This window comes from Vibrio sp. J502, assembly GCF_025397955.1.
Lineage (GTDB): Bacteria > Pseudomonadota > Gammaproteobacteria > Enterobacterales > Vibrionaceae > Vibrio > Vibrio anguillarum.
In genome coordinates, this window is sequence record NZ_CP104554.1 from 567,673 (window position 1) to 587,590 (window position 19,918).

Consider the following 19,918-nt stretch of genomic DNA (forward strand, 5'->3'; position numbering starts at 1 on the left):
AACTAGAAGTAAAAGGAAGACACAGATTATGACAATTGAAATTCTGGTTCCAGATCTACCTGAATCAGTGGCTGATGCAACAGTCGCGACATGGCATAAAAAGCCAGGTGAAGCCGTCGCTCGTGATGAAGTACTCGTTGAGATTGAAACTGATAAAGTCATTCTTGAAGTGCCAGCACCAGAAGCGGGTGTTCTTGAAGCCATTATCGAGCAAGAAGGTGCGACGGTGCTTTCGAAACAGTTATTGGCGAAATTACAACCCGGTGCCGTTGCAGGTGAACCGACGAAAGACACCACCAACGATACAGAGCCGTCTCCTGATAAACGCCACAAGGCCACATTGACAGACGAAACGAATGATGCGCTTAGCCCTGCGGTACGCCGTTTACTCGCCGAGCATGGTTTGGAAGCAAGCCAAGTGAAAGGCTCTGGTGTGGGTGGACGTATCACGCGTGAAGATATTGATGCTCATCTAGCAGCCGCAAAATCAGCGTCAGCAGTTGCTCCAAGTCAACCTGAGCCTGTCGTTGCGATGGCGCGCAGTGAAAAACGTGTACCGATGACGCGTTTGCGTAAACGTGTTGCGGAGCGCCTGCTTGAGGCAAAAAATAGCACGGCGATGTTGACGACGTTTAATGAAGTTAACATGAAGCCTATCATGGATCTGCGTAAGCAATATCAAGGTCTGTTTGAAGAGAAACACGGTATTCGTTTAGGCTTTATGTCTTTCTACGTGAAAGCGGTAACAGAAGCGTTAAAGCGTTACCCAGAAGTGAATGCATCTATTGATGGCCAAGATATTGTGTATCACAGCTATTTTGATATTAGCATGGCAGTTTCAACGCCTCGTGGCTTAGTGACTCCGGTTCTTAAAGATTGCGATACGCTAAGCCTTGCCGAAATTGAGAAGGGCATCAAAGAGCTTGCACTCAAAGGAAGAGATGGCAAATTGACGGTTGAAGAACTGACTGGCGGTAATTTCACAATTACGAATGGCGGTGTGTTTGGATCGTTAATGTCAACACCGATCATCAATCCGCCGCAAGCGGCCATATTGGGCATGCACAAAATCCAAGACCGCCCAATGGCTGTGGATGGCAAAGTAGAAATTTTACCAATGATGTACCTAGCACTTTCTTACGACCACCGTTTGGTGGATGGCCGTGAGTCAGTTGGTTTCCTTGTGACAGTAAAAGAGCTACTTGAAGATCCAGCACGTCTGCTACTGGACGTGTAACCTCACTGAACGTTGTTCAGTGAATTTAAGGCTAGGCAGGCTCACGTCTAGCCTTCATTTAAGCAAAAGGCTACAAGCTATCCTCTTGGATAAATTGCAGCCGCTTAATTTGAGAAGCACCCTACAGATATATGGCGCAGCATAGCTGCCGCTTTATGGAAATAATAAATCCCCTAAGGGATAAACAAACGGAAGAACATAATGAATTTGCATGAATATCAAGCCAAACAGCTGTTTGCAGAATTCGGTTTGCCTGTACCGGAAGGTTATGCCTGTGATACTCCACAAGAAGCTTTTGAAGCGGCGGGTCGGATTAGTACAGCGAAGAAAGTTGTTAAGTGTCAAGTGCATGCAGGTGGTCGCGGTAAAGCGGGTGGCGTTGAGTTGCACGACACTAAAGATGGTGTCAAAGAGTTTGCTCAAAAATGGCTAGGTAAACATCTGGTTACTTATCAAACGGACGCAAATGGCCAGCCAGTATCAAAAATTTTGGTTGAAGAAGCCTCTAATATCGCGAATGAGCTTTACTTAGGCGCAGTCGTCGATCGTGCGACTCGTCGTGTCGTGTTCATGGCCTCAACAGAAGGCGGCGTGGAAATTGAAAAAGTAGCGGAGGAGACTCCGGAGCTGATTCATAAAGCCGCGATTGATCCTTTGGTTGGTCCGCAAGCCTACCAAGGCCGCGAACTTGCTTTCAAACTTGGCTTGGAAGGCGACCAAATTAAGCAATTTGTGAAGATCTTTCTAGGTCTTGGCGCTATGTTTACCCAGTATGATCTTGCATTGCTAGAAATCAACCCATTAGTTGTCACCGCTGAAGGGAACTTGTTGTGCCTTGATGGCAAGATCAACATCGACTCAAACGCACTTTATCGTCAACCTAAACTTCGCGAAATGCACGATCTCTCACAAGAAGATGAGCGCGAAGCTCATGCTGCTCAGTGGGAACTGAACTATGTTGCTCTTGATGGCAATGTTGGTTGCATGGTGAACGGTGCTGGCCTTGCAATGGGCACCATGGATATTGTTAACCTTCATGGCGGCAAACCTGCAAACTTCCTTGATGTTGGTGGTGGTGCAACCAAAGAGCGTGTTGCTGAAGCGTTCAAAATCATTTTGTCTGATGACAACGTGAAAGCCGTATTGGTGAATATTTTCGGCGGTATCGTACGTTGCGATATGATTGCAGAAGGCATTATCGGTGCGGTGAAAGAAGTTGGTGTAACGGTTCCCGTAGTCGTGCGTTTGGAAGGTACAAACGCGGAATTAGGACGCGGAGTACTCGCAAATTCTGGTCTTGATATCATTGCAGCTGAGTCGTTAACGGACGCAGCTCAGAAAGTTGTTGCTGCGGCGGAGGGTAAATAATGTCGGTACTTATTAATAAAGACACCAAAGTAATCTGCCAAGGTTTCACTGGTGGTCAGGGAACTTTCCACTCCGAACAGGCGATTGCCTACGGTACACAAATGGTCGGTGGGGTTTCTCCGGGTAAAGGTGGTCAAACTCACCTTGGTCTGCCTGTATTTAATACGGTGCGTGACGCAGTGAAAGCAACGGGTGCAACGGCAACCGTTATTTATGTACCTGCACCATTTTGTAAAGACGCTATTTTAGAAGCAATTGACGCTGGTATTGAACTTATTGTGACGATCACTGAAGGTATACCGACTACCGATATGATTGACGTAAAAGTGAAGCTCGAAGAGACTGGTGTGCGTATGATTGGCCCGAACTGTCCGGGTGTGATTACACCGGATGCGTGTAAGATCGGCATCATGCCAGGCCACATTCATAAGAAAGGAAAAGTGGGTATTGTTTCTCGTTCAGGAACGCTAACTTATGAAGCCGTTAAGCAAACAACAGATGAAGGCTTTGGTCAGTCAACGTGTGTTGGTATCGGCGGTGACCCAATCCCGGGCTCTAACTTCATTGATATCTTGAAACTATTCCAAGATGATCCTGAAACTGAAGCGATTGTGATGATTGGCGAGATCGGTGGTACAGCCGAAGAAGAAGCCGCGGCATTCATTAAAGAGAATGTCACGAAACCGGTTGTGTCTTATATTGCTGGTGTGACAGCGCCTCCGGGTAAACGGATGGGCCATGCTGGTGCTATCATTTCTGGTGGTAAAGGGACAGCTGATGAGAAATTTGCAGCGCTTGAAGCCGCGGGTGTGAAAACCGTCAAAAGCCTTGCTGATATCGGAAAAGCATTGCGTGAAGTGACGGGTTGGTAATCACGCCTTCCTCAGTTTGAAGACAAACCCCGAACCTTGTTTCGGGGTTTTTACTTTAGATTCAATAGGTTTTGATACTAGCGTTTTACAAGTTGACTGCACATAAACATCGTTGTAGCCGTCACGACAACCGAAGGGCCTGCAGGTGTGTCAAAATGCCACGAGAGGATTAGCCCGCCCAGCACAGCTAAAGCGCCGACCAAAGAAGCTAATATTGCCATCTGCTCTGGGGTTTTTGTGAGTCGCCTAGCGGTCGCCGCGGGAATAATAAGCAGCGATGTCATAATCAGAGCACCAACAAATTTCATTCCTAGTGCAATCACCACCCCAATTAATAGCATTAGCAGCAAACGCATTAAATCAACGTTGATGCCCTCAACAAACGCAAGTTCTTCGTTCACTGTAGTTGAAAGTAATGGCCGCCAAAAAAGAAATAGCAGTGCACTTACTGCAATCGCTCCCCCCCAAATGAAGGCTAAATCAGTAAAACTTACCGCCAATAAATCGCCAAAGAGATAGCTCATTAAATCGATGCGAACGTTATCAAGGAAGCTTACTGCAATGAGACCAATGGATAACGAGCTATGAGCGAGAATGCCGAGCAAAGTGTCTGTCGCCACAAGCTGCTGTTTCTGCATAGTAACCAAAATGATTGCAAGCCCAAGACAGCAAACGAGCAACGCAAGATAAAGGTTGATATCAAGCAAAAAGCCTAGCGCCAATCCCATCAGCGAGGCGTGTGCGAGGGTATCGCCAAAATAAGCCATTTTTCGCCAAACCACGAATGACCCAAGGGGACCTGCGATAACGGCAATACCAAGGCCTGCTAATATTGATGGAAGAAGAAATTCAATCATGATGGTGACCGTGTGAATGATTTGAACAGCAAGTTGCATCTCCTTTCACAGGTTGGCCTGCTAAGTCGTGATGATGCTGATGTTTGTGATGGTAAAAAGCTAAGGCTTCGCGATTGCGCGTACCAAATAATGCGATATAGCTTGGGTGTTGAGTAATCGTTGCAGGTGAACCGAAACAGCAAACATGGTGATGAAGACAGATAACATCATCCGTTTTTGCCATCACCAGATGCAAATCGTGAGAGACCATGAAGACACCACAGCCGAAACGATGTCGTATGGCATCGATAAGATCATACAGATCAATTTGCCCTTGCACGTCAACACCTTGGGCTGGTTCATCAAGAATTAGAATATCTGGGCGCTGTAGCAATGCACGGGCGATAAGAATCCGTTGTGTTTCACCACCGGACAGCTTATGCATATCATAATCAAGAAGATGCTCGGCCCCGACTAGCCGGAGTGCGTCTAGCAACTCTTGCTGACTAAAACGTCCGGCTAAACTTAAAAATCGTTTAACGGGGAGTGGTAACGCGTCATTAAGTTTTAACTTTTGAGGAACATAACCAATTTTAAGGTTTTTTACGCGCGTCATCGTTCCGCTATGGACGGGCTGTAGCCCGAGCAATACTTTAACGAGCGTCGACTTGCCCGCACCATTAGGACCTATCAGTGTGGTAATCTTCCCTTTTTCTAGGTTGATACTGACATTGTCCAAAACACGGCGGTTGTTGAATTCGACACAAATGCCTTGCAGCTGAATTAAGTTGGACATGAATGGAACTTATTTGCAATTCGGAAGTGTTATAATGTAACATTTCGTTCCCTTTAACGCTATATACCGAATGGAAAAACCATCATGTTGCGTCAGATTATGCTCCTTCTTTGCTTAATAACATTATCGCCTTTGGCGTGGTCTACGGTCATTTTGACCAGCATTAAGCCGATTCAGATGATTACATATGAATTGACTCTCGATGTGAATGAACCAGAAGTACTACTGGGGGCAAATACCTCACCGCATGACTATGCGTTGCGCCCTTCTGATGTTAAAAAAATCAGAGCGGCGGATTTAGTGATTTGGTATGGAAAAGACCTTGAGCCATTCTTAAGTAAGACATTAGCGAGTCACCACAACGTTTTGACCATCAGCCAAATTGATGGCCTGACACTGAGAGAGCTCAGTGGCGAACAACACGATCATGATGGGCATCACCATGGTATGTATGACCCACATTTTTGGCTTGGAACCGATCAAGCCAAGCAAGTGGCAGCGGCGATTACCGCAAGTTTAGTGAAAAGTGATAGCGCTAATGCCGAGCAGTATAAAGTAAACTTAGTCCGCTTTTTGGCTCAATTAGACTCGACTCATCAAGCAATCATGCAGAAGATGAGCAAAATTAGTGATAAAGGATATTATGTTTTTCATGATGCATACGGTTATTTTGAACAGCAATATCATTTGAATAACCTCGGCCATTTTACCGTTAGTCCTGATAGAAAACCGGGGGCTAAAACGCTCATCACCATTAAAAATTCCATTATTAATAATGAAGCAAAGTGTGTCTTTTCAGAACCTCAGTTTACTCCTGCAGTAATTGATACTGTGACTCGTGGCACTAAGGTTAAAACGGGAGTACTTGATCCATTAGGCGCAGATATCAAAGTGAAAAGTGGCAGCTATTTTGAGCTGTTAAATCAGCTGAGCAACAACTTTTACACTTGTTTGTCTCAATAGATGTACGCTGTATTGTATGTTGTACGATCTGCACTGAAATCTAGGATAAAGATTCACAGATTGTCGCTTTCTTAGCTTCAAAAAGCCTTATCTTTGGTTAGAATGTTTTGATAATTATCGCCACGAAAAAACAGTTTGCAATTTGGCGTGCTATTGATTGAGGCTCTGTCTGTTGAAAGGAAAGAACGACTATTTTAAACCTTTGCTCTGGATCTTGGGTTTTCTGACGCTTTTATTAGCGCAGGGGACACAAGCTCTAGACAAAGCACCTTCCATCTTCTATCCATTGCCAGCTCAGGCTCAAGGGAAAATTTTTGCCGCACAAAATTTGTTTTTAGGTGAAGAAGGGGGAATTTGGATACACGATGTGCATGGCAAAGTGGTTTTCTTTGATGGACAAAACATCCTTCCCCGGCGTGGCTCAGTGCTTTCACAAGAGAGCGAAAATATTACCTATCTTAATAACGCTTTTTGGACGTTCATTGATAATGAACTTTATCGAACTTATCCCGCACAAGATCGCGAATTAGTATTTAGCTTAACGCCTGGAATCATCATAAAAAAAATAGGTTCGTCAGGTAATTTCATCTGGTTAGCCGATGAGACGCACTTTTATACATACCATGCGCAAACCCACAAGTTAGTTACTTATTCTTTTAAAGAAATGTATCAATTAAATCAAGCTAGTCGATTGATCGTTAATGATGCGAAGTTTGTGCTTTCTAAATGGGTATTAGCCACTAATGCTGGAGTCTATCTGTCAGATGGAGAGAGTTTTTCTCACGTGCTCAGCTCTGGTAAAAACTTCATTGAGAAACTCTATTTTTCCGAGAAACGTAGAGAACTTGTGATTGGAACGCTCAATGGTGGGCTGATTATTGATGTCGAGGACCCAAAGCGCCAACAAAAGTTGGTTGGAGATTCCCATGTATTATCTGTTGCTGAGACAGATCAAGAGTATTGGATTGGTACTGAAGATGGATTATTTGTTCATTCGTTTTTGACAGGTAAAACCGTCAAGTTAGAAAGTAATGACCAAGACAATAATGGGTTACCAGGCAATAAAATTTATTCATTGGTCAATGACTTACAAGGTGGGATTTGGATCGCAACGGATAAAGGTGTTCGTTACTTTTCTTTGTTTGGACAAAAATTTAAGCGCCATTCCATTGCACAGCTCAACAATAATCCCATAACAAAAATTGTGACAAGGTCAGATAATAAAGGGTATTTGTTTTTAACTCGACAAGGGTTGTACCAAGTCGATGCTGAAGATTGGCAAGAGCCTAAACTTATTTTCCCTGGAGAAGTGCATGATGTCGCTCAAATAGATGATCATTCTCTATGGATAGCTACACATACAGGCATCGTTATTTATCACTTGCAGACAAAAAAGATGATAGAAACGAGCGTTTTACCTCTGAAGCTGCGTTCGAATGATACTAAACATCTTGAATTTGATCATGAAGGACTGTTGTGGGGAGCAACAGGTAACCATTTGTGGTCATATCAGTTGGCCGATAACTCGCTAACCGATTTCGGTTCTGAATGGTTTGTTGATGCATTTTTGCCTGCAAAAATAATAAAACTTAAGTCAACTCGGCGAGGGATATTTATCGGCACTGACCATGGTGTTTATCTTTTTGACAAAGGCAAAATTGTTTTTCTCCGAGCGACTAGTCATTATGGACAAAGCATTGATATATTTGAGAGTAGCAAGGGCGATGTTTGGTTTGCTAGTGCTTATGGTGTCTTTGTTTTGGCACATGATCGTAGTGATATTCGATCTATTGATATGGTTGAAGAGAATATTAGCCCCAAATGTTTAACTGAAACGGGCAACGGTATTTGGCTGACTTCCTCACAAGGAATCTCGCTCTACAATCCTATGGGTGAGATGGTAAAGCATTTTGGTGATCCACACGGATTGATGAATAATGAATTTAAAAGTGGAGTTTGCGAATCAAGTATTATCAATAACCAACAGCAGTTGCTGCTAGGTTCCCGTTTTGGCTTAGTGACAGCATGGTCCTCTGAACTCACGGTTGCTACCCCTCCTAATACCAATATTATCTTTAGCCAAGTGAATGTCGATCACATTCCTGTCATGTTCGGTCGTGGTCGTTTTCAGACACTAGAACTGGAATATGGAAGTTCGATAAGCTTTTTGTTTGGTGCATTGCCAGAATCGAGAGCCTTATCATTGGAGTATCGTATTGCAGGGGATAAGGAGTGGCAGAGATTAGAAAGCGCTCAGTTGACACTTGATCACCTATTACCTGGACACTATCGTTTGCTGGTGAGAAATTACAGTCCAAATCCGCAAAACAGTATGATAAACAGTCTATCATTTATTGTGGATAACCCGTGGTATTGGTCTTCATGGGCTATTGTTCTTTACCTTTGCCTTTCTATAGGCCTTATTGCTTTTGCTTCATGGTGGCGTTCTCGTTGGGTTACCAAAGTAAACCGAAAGTTAAAAGCTCAGGTGGCCTTGAAAACGGATCAACTACGGCATCAAAGCAAAATTGTTTTGACTAATAACCAGCAGTTGCGCAAGCAATTACAAATTCGCCATATCGTTGTTGAACAGATGTTAGATTCTATTACTCCTACATTAAATCAGCTGATTTATCGCTCCCAACTCCATCAACTCGCGCGACTTGAGTCTTTAGCTTTAAAAGTAAAACGTGAACTGGCGTTACTTCGTAACGTAAGAAATGATAAAACAGCGACTCAGTTGCTCTACGATCTATCGATCATCTTGAACTCTTGTGTGGACGGATGGCGTGAAGAGTTCGCGAAAGCGAATATTTCGTTGGCGGTGAACAATGAGCTTAAACAAGCTTATATTGAATCTGCCCATTTTAACCTAGACATCATTTTCAATACGCTACTGTCTGATGCGGTAAAACGTCTTTATAGAAATCAAGAGCTACAAATTCATTGTTATGAAAGGGAGAAAAGACTGTTTATTGTGATGATTGACTGTGGCGATCAGGTGCAATCCATCAATAGTGATAAGCGTATCTCTGGTTTTGAGCTAGAGGAAATGCAACTGTTAGTGCAGCGCAGTGGTGGGGAAATACATATTTTTTCATCGCCAGAACGAAATTTAGTTGAGCTTTCTTGGCCATCAGTAGAGCTTGTGAGTGATGCACCTGAAATGATCGTCGTAGAAGAGCATTCAGAGGACAAGTCTATTGATGTAACGGAAAAAGAGTGGCTTAAAAAAGTAGAAAAATTGGTACACAATTACTATTCAGATCCTGAATTTAGTACCTCTAGTGCGGCTAAATCACTCTTCGTATCGGAGCGTAGCTTGCAGCGTCGTTTTAAAGCGATCACCAATAAAACATTCAAAGAGTATCTAAATGAGATCCGCTTAGAGAAAGCGTGCCAATATTTGCTCGCAGGAGGAAAAGTCGCCCAAGTCGCTTTTGATTGTGGGTTTAATGATCCGTCTTATTTCAGCCAAAGATTTAAACATCACTTCGGTTTATCGCCAACCCAATTTGTTGATGATAACGAGTAATACCGCCCCTGATAAATAGTGATAACTTTCCCACTTGAAACTGCAGCGATGTTAGCGACATTCAGTCACCCTAATCACAAAGCTTATTCAGGTGTGTGGAGATGAACTCACTTTCCGCCGGCCTGCAATCAAGCTGTATCTCCCTTCTTGATTAGATTGGCTGCTGTGTTAGCTGCGCATATTTGTCTATGCTTGCGTAGATAGACTCATTAATACTCAAAGTCGTAATATCAATTTATTTTGGAAATAGCACTTACTCAATAAACAGGCTGGGTCGGTGATTGTGTTGCGGTAAAGATGAGATGAGTAGAAAAAAAAGATCGTGGTATAGCCGGGGGGACTATACCACGGGTGTCAATGACACCTTCGCTTGCTGCCGGAGTGATACGAGTAACACCCGTACCACCTCTGGAATTTGTATCTAAGGAGTAATTCCTTTCGATGGATTTACTATATGGCAAAGGACTTATTTCATTTATAAAATTAACGACAACCTAGTATAAGAAAAACGACAAAATATATAATTAACATTAACTGATTGATTTTAATGGTTTATTTCAATTCCATCTGTTTTTGTTTATTTTTTTATGTTGAGCTCATTTGTACCTGATAATTTTTTAACGTTTTTAACGTCAGTTTATTTACCGAAAACAACGTGATGGATTTATGCAATCTTTGATTTCACGCAATAAAATAGAGGGTTAGCGCGTGTATCATTCGCCTGTTAATAAAAATATTTCTCATTACCACTACCATTGAGAGCAAGATAGATGAAATTATCTCAATTAAATGAAGGGGATAGCGCGAGCATTGTCGCGTTCAATCAACTTCCAAATGACATTCGTAAAAAATTGATGGTGATGGGCTTGCTGCCTCTAACTACTGTTACGTTAATCAGAAGAGCTCCTATGGGAGATCCACTTCAACTTGAAGTGAGAGGCGTCTCTTTAGCGGTACGTGAAAATATAGCCGCTTGTATTGAAGTGGAGAGAGCGTAGTGCGATATCAAATTCTAACCGTTGGTAACCCTAATAGTGGCAAAACAACGTTATTTAATGGGCTGACTGGTTCTAAGCAACAAGTCGGTAACTGGGCTGGTGTTACAGTTGAGAAAAAAACGGGTCGCTACACTCATTCTGGAGATGAATTCATACTAACGGATTTGCCGGGCATCTACGCACTTGACAGCGGGAATGACAGTAACAGCATTGACGAATCCATTGCCTCTAGAGCGGTTCTTACACATCCTGCTGATTTAATCATTAACGTTGTGGACGTGACGTGTTTGGAGCGCAGTCTCTATATGACGCTTCAATTGAGAGAGCTCGGGCGTCCAATGATTGTGGTTTTGAATAAAATGGACGCTTTAAAAAGAGAGCGTCAAAGCCTAGACATTCAACAACTTGAGAAAGTTCTAGGTTGCCCCGTTTTTATGCTTTCTGCTACCAGTAAAGAGCAGGTGAGTCGATTCAAAGAAAAGCTGCATAAAGTACTGCTGCAAGGCGTAGCTCTTAAAGAACTGCTATTGGATTACGGTAGTGCATTTGAACAATCGATCGGAAAATTAGCCACTATTTTTCAACATAAGCAAGTGGCACCTCGCGCATTGGCTATTCGTGCTTTAGAAAATGATCTTTTGGTGATTAATGGATTACCAGAAGTGCAGCGTGAGCTTATCCAGAAAGAGCAATTGCAAAGTGGTTTGGATATTGATCTGCATGTCGCTGATACCAAATACACATTTTTGCATGAACAGTGCCAGCAGATCCGCAAAACCGAAGGGAAACTAAGCCACAGTTTTACACAAAAAGCAGATAAGCTGATTTTAAATAAATGGGTGGGTGTACCGTTTTTCTTTGTGGTTATGTACTTAATGTTTATGTTCTCGATCAATATTGGGAGCGCTTTCATTGATTTCTTCGACATTGGCGTCGGGGCGTTATTGGTTGATGGCGGGCACTACTTACTGGATGATCATTTGCCTATTTGGCTAGTGACATTATTAGCAGATGGCCTTGGCGGAGGTATTCAAACCGTCGCCACATTTATCCCAGTTATCGCTTGTTTGTACTTATTTTTAGCTGTACTCGAAAGTTCAGGCTATATGTCTCGCGCGGCTTTTGTTTTAGATAAAGTGATGCAGAAGATAGGCCTACCGGGTAAAGCGTTTGTTCCGCTTGTTTTAGGATTTGGTTGTAACGTTCCCGCGATTATGGCGACCCGTACTCTAGATCAAGAACGTGAACGTAAATTAGCGGCATCGATGGCACCCTTTATGTCATGTGGTGCACGTTTGCCCGTGTATGCGCTATTTGCTGCGGCATTTTTCCCTGAAAGCGGTCAAAATGTAGTTTTTGCTCTTTATTTATTGGGCATTTTAGCCGCAGTGTTCACTGGTTTGGTTTTGAAGCATACGCTCTATCCGGGTTCAAGCGACAGCCTAGTGATGGAGATGCCAGATTACGAGATCCCAACGGTACAAAACGTCATGATCAAAACATGGCAGAAATTAAAACGTTTTGTTCTCGGTGCAGGGAAAACGATTGTCATCGTCGTTATGATCTTAAGCTTCCTCAATTCAGTTGGTACTGATGGCAGCTTTGGTAATGAAGATAGTGACAACTCAGTGTTATCAAAAGTGGCTCAAGTGGTTACGCCAGTATTTGCTCCTATTGGTATCAATCAAGATAACTGGCCAGCGACAGTGGGTATCATCACGGGTATTTTTGCAAAAGAAGCGGTAGTCGGAACATTAAACAATTTATATACCTCTGCTGAAGGTGATGAAAGTGAATATGACCTAATGGCGAGCCTACAAGAAGCGGTTATGTCTATTCCAGAAAACCTAACGGGATTAAGCTTCTCTGATCCGCTCGGTATCGAAGTCGGAGACTTGACAGACAGTAGCGCAGTGGCTGAAGAGCAAGCCGTAGATGCCTCAATCTTTGGTAATTTGAAACAGCACTTTGTCACTGGTCATGCCGCATTTGCCTACCTTATCTTCATTTTGCTTTACACGCCTTGTGTTGCAGCCATGGGGGCTTATGTTCGTGAGTTTGGTGCGAATTACGCTCGTTTTATCGCAGTATGGACGATGGGGCTTGCGTATGGTGGCGCCGCGCTTTATTACCAAGCGACTAGGATCACCGAAACCCCAGTTGAAAGTTTAACGTGGATTATTGCCATTGTTATGGCGAGTTTGTTGACCTTTAAAATGCTTAAGCGAAAAGGACTCCAGCAGAAAACGGTGCTTGAGGTACAAGTGGCATGATATTAAATGAGCTAAAGCGCTACATTGAAGAGAATGGGATCGTTAGCCGCTCGGCGATTGCGAAAAAATTTTCGCTCAGTGAGGACGGCGTTGACGCTATGTTAGCCGTGTGGATAAGAAAAGGTGTGTTGTCGCGCACTATCGATACCAACAAGGCTCACCACGTAACAAGAGTGCGTTATGGGCTTAACCGAAATAACGGGCTGTCTTTGACTGTCGTACTTTAGTCATAATTGATGCTAGGCATTCTGTCTGATAAACGAAAGCCGCTGATGTCAGCGGCTTTCAAACTTTTATCCAATCTATCTTTTACCTAATATATTGTGTGAGAGACGACGTTTATCCTTTTCTAAAAATAGAACTCAGTGATAGAACATTTTGGATTCTGGTTAAGATCGCTTGCTGCTCTTGTTCGGCTCTCACTATCCCTTGAGTATTGCCCCAGATAGGCCCAGGCCATGCTATGTCATTTTTAAATCGAGCAACATGGTGAATATGGAGCTGAGGAACCATGTTACCCAGCGCACCTAAATTGAGTTTATCTGGACAAAACGTGGCTTCAAGAGCTTGGCTAACGGCTTGAGATTCACACAAAAATTGTTGCTGTTCCTGCATTGGTAGATGATGCAGCTCTTTTAAATTGGCACGTTTAGGCACCAGAATAATCCAAGGCACGGCATTATCTTTATGGAGTAATGCTAAGCAAAGAGGAAATTCGCCAATGACGGAAGTGTCTTTGGCCAGTTGCGGGTGGAGTTCAAAATTCATGTCAATCTCACTTGCACGGATGTTATCACCGATAAAAGAAAAGGCTGACCATGGTCAACCCTTTCATTCATTCATAGCTGTCGTTACATACGTTCTAATGTATCAATACCGAGTAGCGACAGACCTTGCCTGATGGTTTTTGCTGTCAACGCAGCCAGTTTTAGGCGGCTTTGTTTCACACTTTCATCTTCAGCGACTAAGATTGGGCATGCTTCATAGAAGCTAGAGAATTGGCCAGCTAATTCAAATAGGTAGCTACACATAATGTGAGGTTGGCCTTCGCGGGCAACAGCTTGTACCGCTTCTTCAAACTGCAGAAGTTTCGCAATCAAAGCTTTTTCTTTCTCTTGTGTGACTTTAATTTCACCCGTCAGGTTATCCATCGATACGCCTGCTTTAGCAAAAATTGACGCGACACGTGTGTAGGCATACTGCATGTAAGGTGCAGTGTTACCTTCAAATGCCAACATGTTGTCCCAGTCAAACACGTAATCGGTAGTACGGTGCTTAGAAAGATCAGCATATTTCACTGCGGCCATCGCGACAGTATTGGCAATGTTCGCTTTTTCTGCGGCGTCTAAATCAGGGTTTTTGGATTCAATTAATTTAGCGGCACGCTCTTGCGCTTCATCGAGAAGATCGGCCAGACGAACAGTACCGCCAGCACGAGTTTTGAACGGGCGGCCATCTTTGCCTAACATCATACCAAAGGCGTGGTGTTCAAGAGTCACTTCTTCAGGTACATAGCCCGCTTTGCGGACAATCGTCCATGCTTGCATTAGGTGTTGATGTTGACGCGAGTCGATAAAGTACAGCACACGGTCCGCACCCAAGGTTTCATAACGGTATTTTGCACACGCGATATCGGTTGTGGTGTATAAGAAGCCGCCATCACGTTTTTGGATGATAACGCCCATCGGCTCGCCATCTTTATTTTTGTATTCTTCAAGAAAAACGACTTGTGCGCCATCATCTTCTTGCGCCAAACCTTTTTCTTTTAAATCGGCTACGATGCCGGGCAACATGTCGTTGTACATGCTTTCGCCCATCACATCATCGCGCGTGAGCGAAACATTCAAACGATCATAGTTACGCTGGTTTTGGATCATGGTGATGTCCACCAATTTTTTCCACATTTGAGCGCAGAATTCGTCACCGCTTTGTAGTTTGACCACATAATTTCGTGCTTTAGCGGCAAACACTTCATCTTCGTCGTAGAGTTTTTTTGACTCACGATAGAAAGCTTCAAGATCGGAAAGTTCCATTGAAACTTCGTTACCAGATTCTTGTTGCACACGTTCAAGGTTGGCTATCAACATACCAAATTGCGTGCCCCAGTCACCGATGTGGTTGGCGCGGATCACTTTATGGCCTAAAAATTCCAAGGTACGCACAACAGCGTCACCAATAATGGTTGAGCGTAAGTGACCTACATGCATCTCTTTGGCAACGTTAGGCGCTGAGTAGTCTGCGACGATCGTCTTCTGCGCTTCTTTTGTTACGCCAAGGTGCTCATCTGCTAGGGCGATATCAGCTTGTTTAGCAAGAAACGCTTCACTGAGGAAAATGTTGATAAAACCTGGGCCTGCAATTTCCGTTTTGCTCGCAATGCCATCGAGGTCCAGAACATCCAATACTTTTTGAGCAAATTCTCGCGGGTTGGTACCCAGTTGCTTAGCTACGCCCATAATGCCATTGGCTTGATAGTCACCAAATTGCGCTTTGGCCGATTGGCGAACAGCAGCAGGACTGCCAGCTGGTGCGCCTGCGGCTTCAAGAGCCTGAGATACTTTGTCATTAATCAGTGCTTGGATATTCACACGCGTTTCCTTTAATTCTTGGAATTGCAAAGGTATGCATTTTATTCACCATTTAGTGCCAATACATATCTTAATTTTGTTCATCATTTGGCGCACATAATACCAATTTTATTGAGGCGCTTATAGGGACTAAATTAGGAAATTTTCTACTTTTCGAAGAGTTGTTGGTACTATTAGACGATAATCATCATTTTGGACCATTTAAATGCTTGAACCATTAAAGAATGCAGCGCTTCATCCTGAACAGCTTAAGCAGAATTTAGATAAATTTATGCATAAAATTCAAGAATTAACCAAAATTTTGCATATTGATTTATCCACAAATCAAGCTGACCACATTGCACTGCGCATTAATGATCGTAAATTAGCGTCATTAGCACATGCGGCATGGCTGGAGGAAGGACGAGAAATATCGAGTGCTCAGATAAATGGCCGTCCTATCATTGTGATTGAATTTGCGGTACCGCTATCGGCTAATGGTTGGTCAATAGAATGTTTGGAATTGCCTTACCCTGCCGAGGGGAAAATTTACCCAGAGCAGAGCTGGGAGCATGTGGAATTTGTGGTGCCATCTGAGGCACAAACCGCGCAAGCCTATTTGCAGGATATACTGTCGGTTTACCCACGATTAAAAGAATGCTGGACAACATTAGACACTCAAGGTGTTCAAGTTAAATTGTCCAGTCCAAAAGGGGAAGGAGAGCGATTACATAACCCGACGGTTGCATTTAAGTGGCAAGGCGTGTGTATTAAACTGCATCCCCACTCTTTAAAAGAGATCGTAAAATCAGAGCAAAGATAAATTGCTCTGATGGCGATGAAGTACTGTTACCCTAAGTTATAGCTTTTAGGCCGAAGCTGGAACGCTTCAATTGAGCCAATTTCTTGCCCTAAACTGAGTTTCTGAACCGTTTGATGTGCGTTTCCTTGGCTGTGCATGATCAGTCGATTGGCGGTCCTTGGTTTTAGCTCATTGACCACAAAGCGAATCATATCACTGCGGCTGAGTGATTTCAGTTCACTCAAAACCTGCTCTCTTTGATCAAAGCCCGCATCTTTATTGCCGATAGCAACCCAAAGTCTTTGCGCACGGCTGCGAAGGGTGGGGTCGGGGGTTGAAATTTGATTCCATAAACCACGTTTACTGCTGTGCCACTGGTATTCGTTGAGCTCCAGCAGCACCATGTAAAAAGCATTTAAAAATTCATCTACAGCGCTAATCAGCTCATAAGGCGCAGCATTCGGTGACTGGACGTAGAGTACGATGCCTGGGTGACGGTTTAATGGCATGTTGCCCGTTCCGACCATATAACCAAGTTGCTGCTTAGTACGAATTTCATGAAAAAATGTAGCGGACATCAAGTGATTAGCTAATGAATATAAGGCGATGCTGCGCGGTGCGGCATCATTGCACTGATAATAGACCACCACAGCAGAATCTTCTTGATCGCAGTGAACCTCTTTTTGAAAAGTCCCACTCTCTCCGAGCATGACGAGTGGTCTTAATGATTCCTCGTACTGTTGATCTTTGACTCGTAATGCATTTTTAAGCGTATCTGCCATCGCTTGTGCATCACTTCTTAACCAGTCGCCATAGACAAACATCTCAACATGAAGTTGCGCTAATATTTGTTCTACGAAATCACTGAGCTCATCGACTTCTATCTGTTTTAAGGCACCAAGTAGCGTTTCATAAGGAGGGTTGTTGGGTTGTAAAATACCCGTCATTGCATTGAAAAGCTGCGAAATTGGACGATCTTTAGTGGTGTTTTGCCAGTTACGAAGCAGTTGTTGCTTGATGGTGTTAAAGCGTTTTAGGCTAAAATCACGTTTAGCAAAGCGTGCGAGAATCATCTCCATTAACTGTGGTTGTTTTTCGCTAAAACCAGAAAGCATCAGGGTGACGCCGCCTTGATGAGCGTACATGTTGTAACTCATCCCAGCAATTTCTGCTTGATAAGTTTCCGTGGCCAGCGAGTCTAAAAACATTTCCACACAGAGACGTGTTTTAACAATATTTCGAGCAGTGGCTACCGAGATGGGGCTATCAATCGCGATGTAAATTACCCCTTTAGGCACTCTAAATTCATGGTCTTGTAGATGCCATAAACGAAAGCCTGGTAACTCTTCAATGATTTCCGGGTGTAAAGACGTTGAAGGCTCTAACGGTTTTGGGTCTAAGTAGTAACAGATAAAAGGATTGAGTGGCGGTAAGTTTGTTTCAATGTCGCAAGGGGTTGCGAATGCTGCAAGTTGTGACGCCGATAATGGAGTAATTGAATAAGGTGTAAAATACCATTTCGCTTTCTTATCGTAATACCCATCTTTAGCAATTAACGTGGCGCGTAGATTTTCAGGAGTTAAATAATGAAGTGCTTGCTTAAGTAGCGATTCGTTGTAGCCCGCCATCATGTAATCGCCATAGATGGTGTCTTGCGGCTGATAGTGCTGCATATTAACCACTAAATGGCTGACCATGTCTAATGGCCTTGTCGTTTCTTGAAAGCGAAAAGCCGATTCAAGCACCGCTCTTTTCTCAAGGTAACGCCATTCGTTTAGCCCCTGATCTGCGATTAATTTAATCTGAGTAAAGAGTGACTGGATGATGTTATCGACCTGTTTTACGCCTTCATGTGTCAGGCTAAAACTTATCGAAAACTCACGATAATTGCTGCCACTCGCGCCGCCTCCAGCCGATAAGGACGTGATCCAACCTTTCTCTTTTAATGCCAGCATTAAACTGCCTTCACCTTCGTAACCGATGAGATGGGCGAAATAAGAGAGAGGTTTGACATGATAAAAGTCATCCGTGCTTGGGGCAGGGAAGCTTAAAATCAGTTTGCGGATCTCTTTTCGTGGCTCGATTTGAATCAAGACGCCTCGGTGCGCGTCTAAAACAAAAGGCACCTCTATTTTTTTCGGGCCGAGCTGTTTATTTGGGATGGAGGAAAATTCATCTCTTGCCCACTGCTCTAACTCATCAAGTGTCTGTGGGCCTGCTAGCGAGAGCGTCATCAAATCAGCCGAGTAATTTTCATGGTGAAAACGGACAATTTCTTCACGGATAGAGACACCATTTCTATCACACAGCGTTTCTAAATTACCCACTGAAAATTTAGCAAACGGGTGTTGCGGATTGATGGTTTCTTTTTGAACCTGATAGAGCCTTCTCGAATCATCATTCTGTTTGAGTTTAAATTCAGAATCCACCGCTTGGCGTTCTTTATCTAGGGCTTCTTCATTAAATAAGGGGGCACAAAAGAATTGGCTGAATCGGTCCAAGGCTTTTTCAAAATGATTTGGGCTTACATCAAAGAAAAAACAGGTGTGCTCTGTACCAGTCCATGCGTTATTGCTGCCACCATGTTGATTAATAAAACTTTGAAACTCACCAATTTTCGGGTACTTTTCTGTGCCTAAAAACAGCATGTGTTCCAGATAGTGGGCAAGACCTTCTCTGTCTTCAGGGTCATCAAAATGCCCCACATTAATCGCTAAAGCAGCGGCTGACTTTTGTGCATCATCCGCTTGAATAAGTAATGTTCTCAGACCATTAGTTAACGTAATGTAGCGGTATTGGTTGGTGTCGTTAGGGCTTAAATGCACAGTGACTCTCCACAGAAAAGGCTTTTTTAATTATGGCGTTGAAACGGTTAGGTGCAAATTTCAAGCAATGATTTTATGAGCGAAGTGCCATTTTAGTCCTTCAGGAGACTTTTTAATAGACTGTTAACAGTGTCGAAGTCTTTGCTTGGTTGCCTGATATAATCGAGAATAAAGCCGCCTAGACGGCATAGATAATAACCACTAGGAATGAGTAATGAAGATTTTTATTATGCGTCACGGAGAAGCTGAACATTATGCAGCGAGTGATGCACAAAGGGCCTTAACCGAAAGAGGTCTTCGTGAGTCTGTTGCTGTGGCTCGTGCTTGTGAAAAGCAAGATCTTCGCCATGTAGATAAAGTATTGGTAAGCCCTTACTTACGGGCGCAGCAAACTTGGGCTGCGATAGCCTCTTATTTTAATGCCGATGATGTTGTGACCTGTGATGACATCACACCTTATGGGAAAGCGGAAGTGGTATTTGAGTATGTCTCTGCCTTGGCCGATGTAGAACAAATCGAATCAGTGCTGCTGGTGTCTCATTTACCGTTAGTTGGCTATCTCGCGGCTGAATTCGTTACCGATTTAGTCCCTCCAATGTTCCCCACATCCGGTCTGATTGGTATCGAATATGATAGAGAGTTGCGTAAAGGACAGCAGATCTGGAGTATTAATCCTTAAACCACCATTCAAAGTAAAAGAAGTTCACGTAATTTGAATAACTAGGCTACGTTAAGTGAAGGGTTATTGCCTTTACCAATGTAGCCATTATTTTGACTGTTTTACTGGACTAAAAATTGCATCGCCGAGTTAACGCATTGTCGCATTTATAGATATTTATCAACAGA

15 protein-coding genes are annotated in these 19,918 nt (G+C 43.4%); 10 read left to right on the plus strand and 5 right to left on the minus strand.

What is annotated here, in order from left to right:
* Window positions 1-28 precede the first annotated feature (28 nt).
* From odhB to sucD, 3 genes are all read left to right on the plus strand, one after another.
* Window positions 29-1,237: a 2-oxoglutarate dehydrogenase complex dihydrolipoyllysine-residue succinyltransferase gene (gene odhB / locus N5E84_RS02855; protein ID WP_019281578.1), complete on the plus strand. Its 1,209-nt coding sequence runs from the start codon at window positions 29-31 to the stop codon at window positions 1,235-1,237.
* A 201-nt stretch (window positions 1,238-1,438) separates the two neighbouring features.
* Window positions 1,439-2,605, plus strand: coding sequence for an ADP-forming succinate--CoA ligase subunit beta (gene sucC / locus N5E84_RS02860; protein ID WP_013856351.1), 1,167 nt, complete (start codon window positions 1,439-1,441; stop codon window positions 2,603-2,605).
* Window positions 2,605-3,477: a succinate--CoA ligase subunit alpha gene (gene sucD / locus N5E84_RS02865; protein ID WP_013856352.1), complete on the plus strand. Its 873-nt coding sequence runs from the start codon at window positions 2,605-2,607 to the stop codon at window positions 3,475-3,477. The genes sucC and sucD overlap by 1 nt, the downstream gene beginning before the upstream one ends.
* Before the next feature lie 77 nt (window positions 3,478-3,554).
* On the opposite strand, the gene znuB is transcribed toward sucD, so the two are convergent.
* Both znuB and znuC read right to left on the minus strand, forming a co-directional pair.
* Window positions 3,555-4,334 (minus strand): zinc ABC transporter permease subunit ZnuB, encoded by a 780-nt coding sequence (gene znuB, locus N5E84_RS02870; RefSeq protein WP_013856353.1) that lies wholly within the window; start codon window positions 4,332-4,334, stop codon window positions 3,555-3,557.
* Entirely contained in the window at window positions 4,327-5,109 is a 783-nt protein-coding gene (gene znuC, locus N5E84_RS02875; RefSeq protein WP_013856354.1) for a zinc ABC transporter ATP-binding protein ZnuC, read from the minus strand. The genes znuB and znuC overlap by 8 nt, the downstream gene beginning before the upstream one ends.
* A gap of 84 nt (window positions 5,110-5,193) precedes the next feature.
* Between znuC and znuA the strand changes: the two genes are divergently transcribed.
* The 5 genes from znuA to N5E84_RS02900 all read left to right on the plus strand — a co-directional run bounded on the left by znuA (window position 5,194) and on the right by N5E84_RS02900 (window position 13,105).
* Window positions 5,194-6,072 (plus strand): zinc ABC transporter substrate-binding protein ZnuA, encoded by an 879-nt coding sequence (znuA, locus tag N5E84_RS02880; RefSeq protein ID WP_017048516.1) that lies wholly within the window; start codon window positions 5,194-5,196, stop codon window positions 6,070-6,072.
* A gap of 172 nt (window positions 6,073-6,244) precedes the next feature.
* On the plus strand, window positions 6,245-9,607 hold the full coding sequence (locus N5E84_RS02885; RefSeq protein WP_069212008.1) for an AraC family transcriptional regulator: 3,363 nt from the start codon (window positions 6,245-6,247) through the stop codon (window positions 9,605-9,607).
* Window positions 9,608-10,377: 770 nt separating this feature from the next.
* Window positions 10,378-10,605: a ferrous iron transport protein A gene (locus N5E84_RS02890; protein WP_013856356.1), complete on the plus strand. Its 228-nt coding sequence runs from the start codon at window positions 10,378-10,380 to the stop codon at window positions 10,603-10,605.
* The gene (feoB, locus tag N5E84_RS02895) at window positions 10,605-12,878 is read left to right on the plus strand and encodes a Fe(2+) transporter permease subunit FeoB (RefSeq protein ID WP_013856357.1); all 2,274 of its coding nucleotides are present in this window, start codon (window positions 10,605-10,607) and stop codon (window positions 12,876-12,878) included. The genes N5E84_RS02890 and feoB overlap by 1 nt, the downstream gene beginning before the upstream one ends.
* Entirely contained in the window at window positions 12,875-13,105 is a 231-nt protein-coding gene (locus N5E84_RS02900) for a FeoC-like transcriptional regulator (protein ID WP_010318896.1), read from the plus strand. Before feoB ends, N5E84_RS02900 begins: the two co-directional genes overlap by 4 nt.
* A 112-nt stretch (window positions 13,106-13,217) precedes the next feature.
* On the opposite strand, the gene N5E84_RS02905 is transcribed toward N5E84_RS02900, so the two are convergent.
* Both N5E84_RS02905 and argS read right to left on the minus strand, forming a co-directional pair.
* Entirely contained in the window at window positions 13,218-13,646 is a 429-nt protein-coding gene (locus tag N5E84_RS02905) for an HIT family protein (protein ID WP_013856359.1), read from the minus strand.
* 83 nt (window positions 13,647-13,729) lie between these two features.
* Complete coding sequence (argS, locus tag N5E84_RS02910) at window positions 13,730-15,466, minus strand: arginine--tRNA ligase (RefSeq protein ID WP_029388093.1); 1,737 nt, start codon at window positions 15,464-15,466, stop codon at window positions 13,730-13,732.
* 205 nt (window positions 15,467-15,671) lie between these two features.
* Between argS and N5E84_RS02915 the strand changes: the two genes are divergently transcribed.
* A complete protein-coding gene (locus N5E84_RS02915; protein WP_047687817.1) occupies window positions 15,672-16,268 on the plus strand; it encodes a VOC family protein in 597 nt (198 codons plus the stop codon).
* A 26-nt stretch (window positions 16,269-16,294) separates the two neighbouring features.
* On the opposite strand, the gene N5E84_RS02920 is transcribed toward N5E84_RS02915, so the two are convergent.
* Window positions 16,295-19,072, minus strand: coding sequence for an insulinase family protein (locus N5E84_RS02920; protein ID WP_019281576.1), 2,778 nt, complete (start codon window positions 19,070-19,072; stop codon window positions 16,295-16,297).
* A 214-nt stretch (window positions 19,073-19,286) separates the two neighbouring features.
* Here N5E84_RS02920 and sixA point away from each other — a divergent pair, with 214 nt between their 5' ends.
* Entirely contained in the window at window positions 19,287-19,751 is a 465-nt protein-coding gene (sixA, locus tag N5E84_RS02925; RefSeq protein WP_017042529.1) for a phosphohistidine phosphatase SixA, read from the plus strand.
* Window positions 19,752-19,918 lie beyond the last annotated feature (167 nt).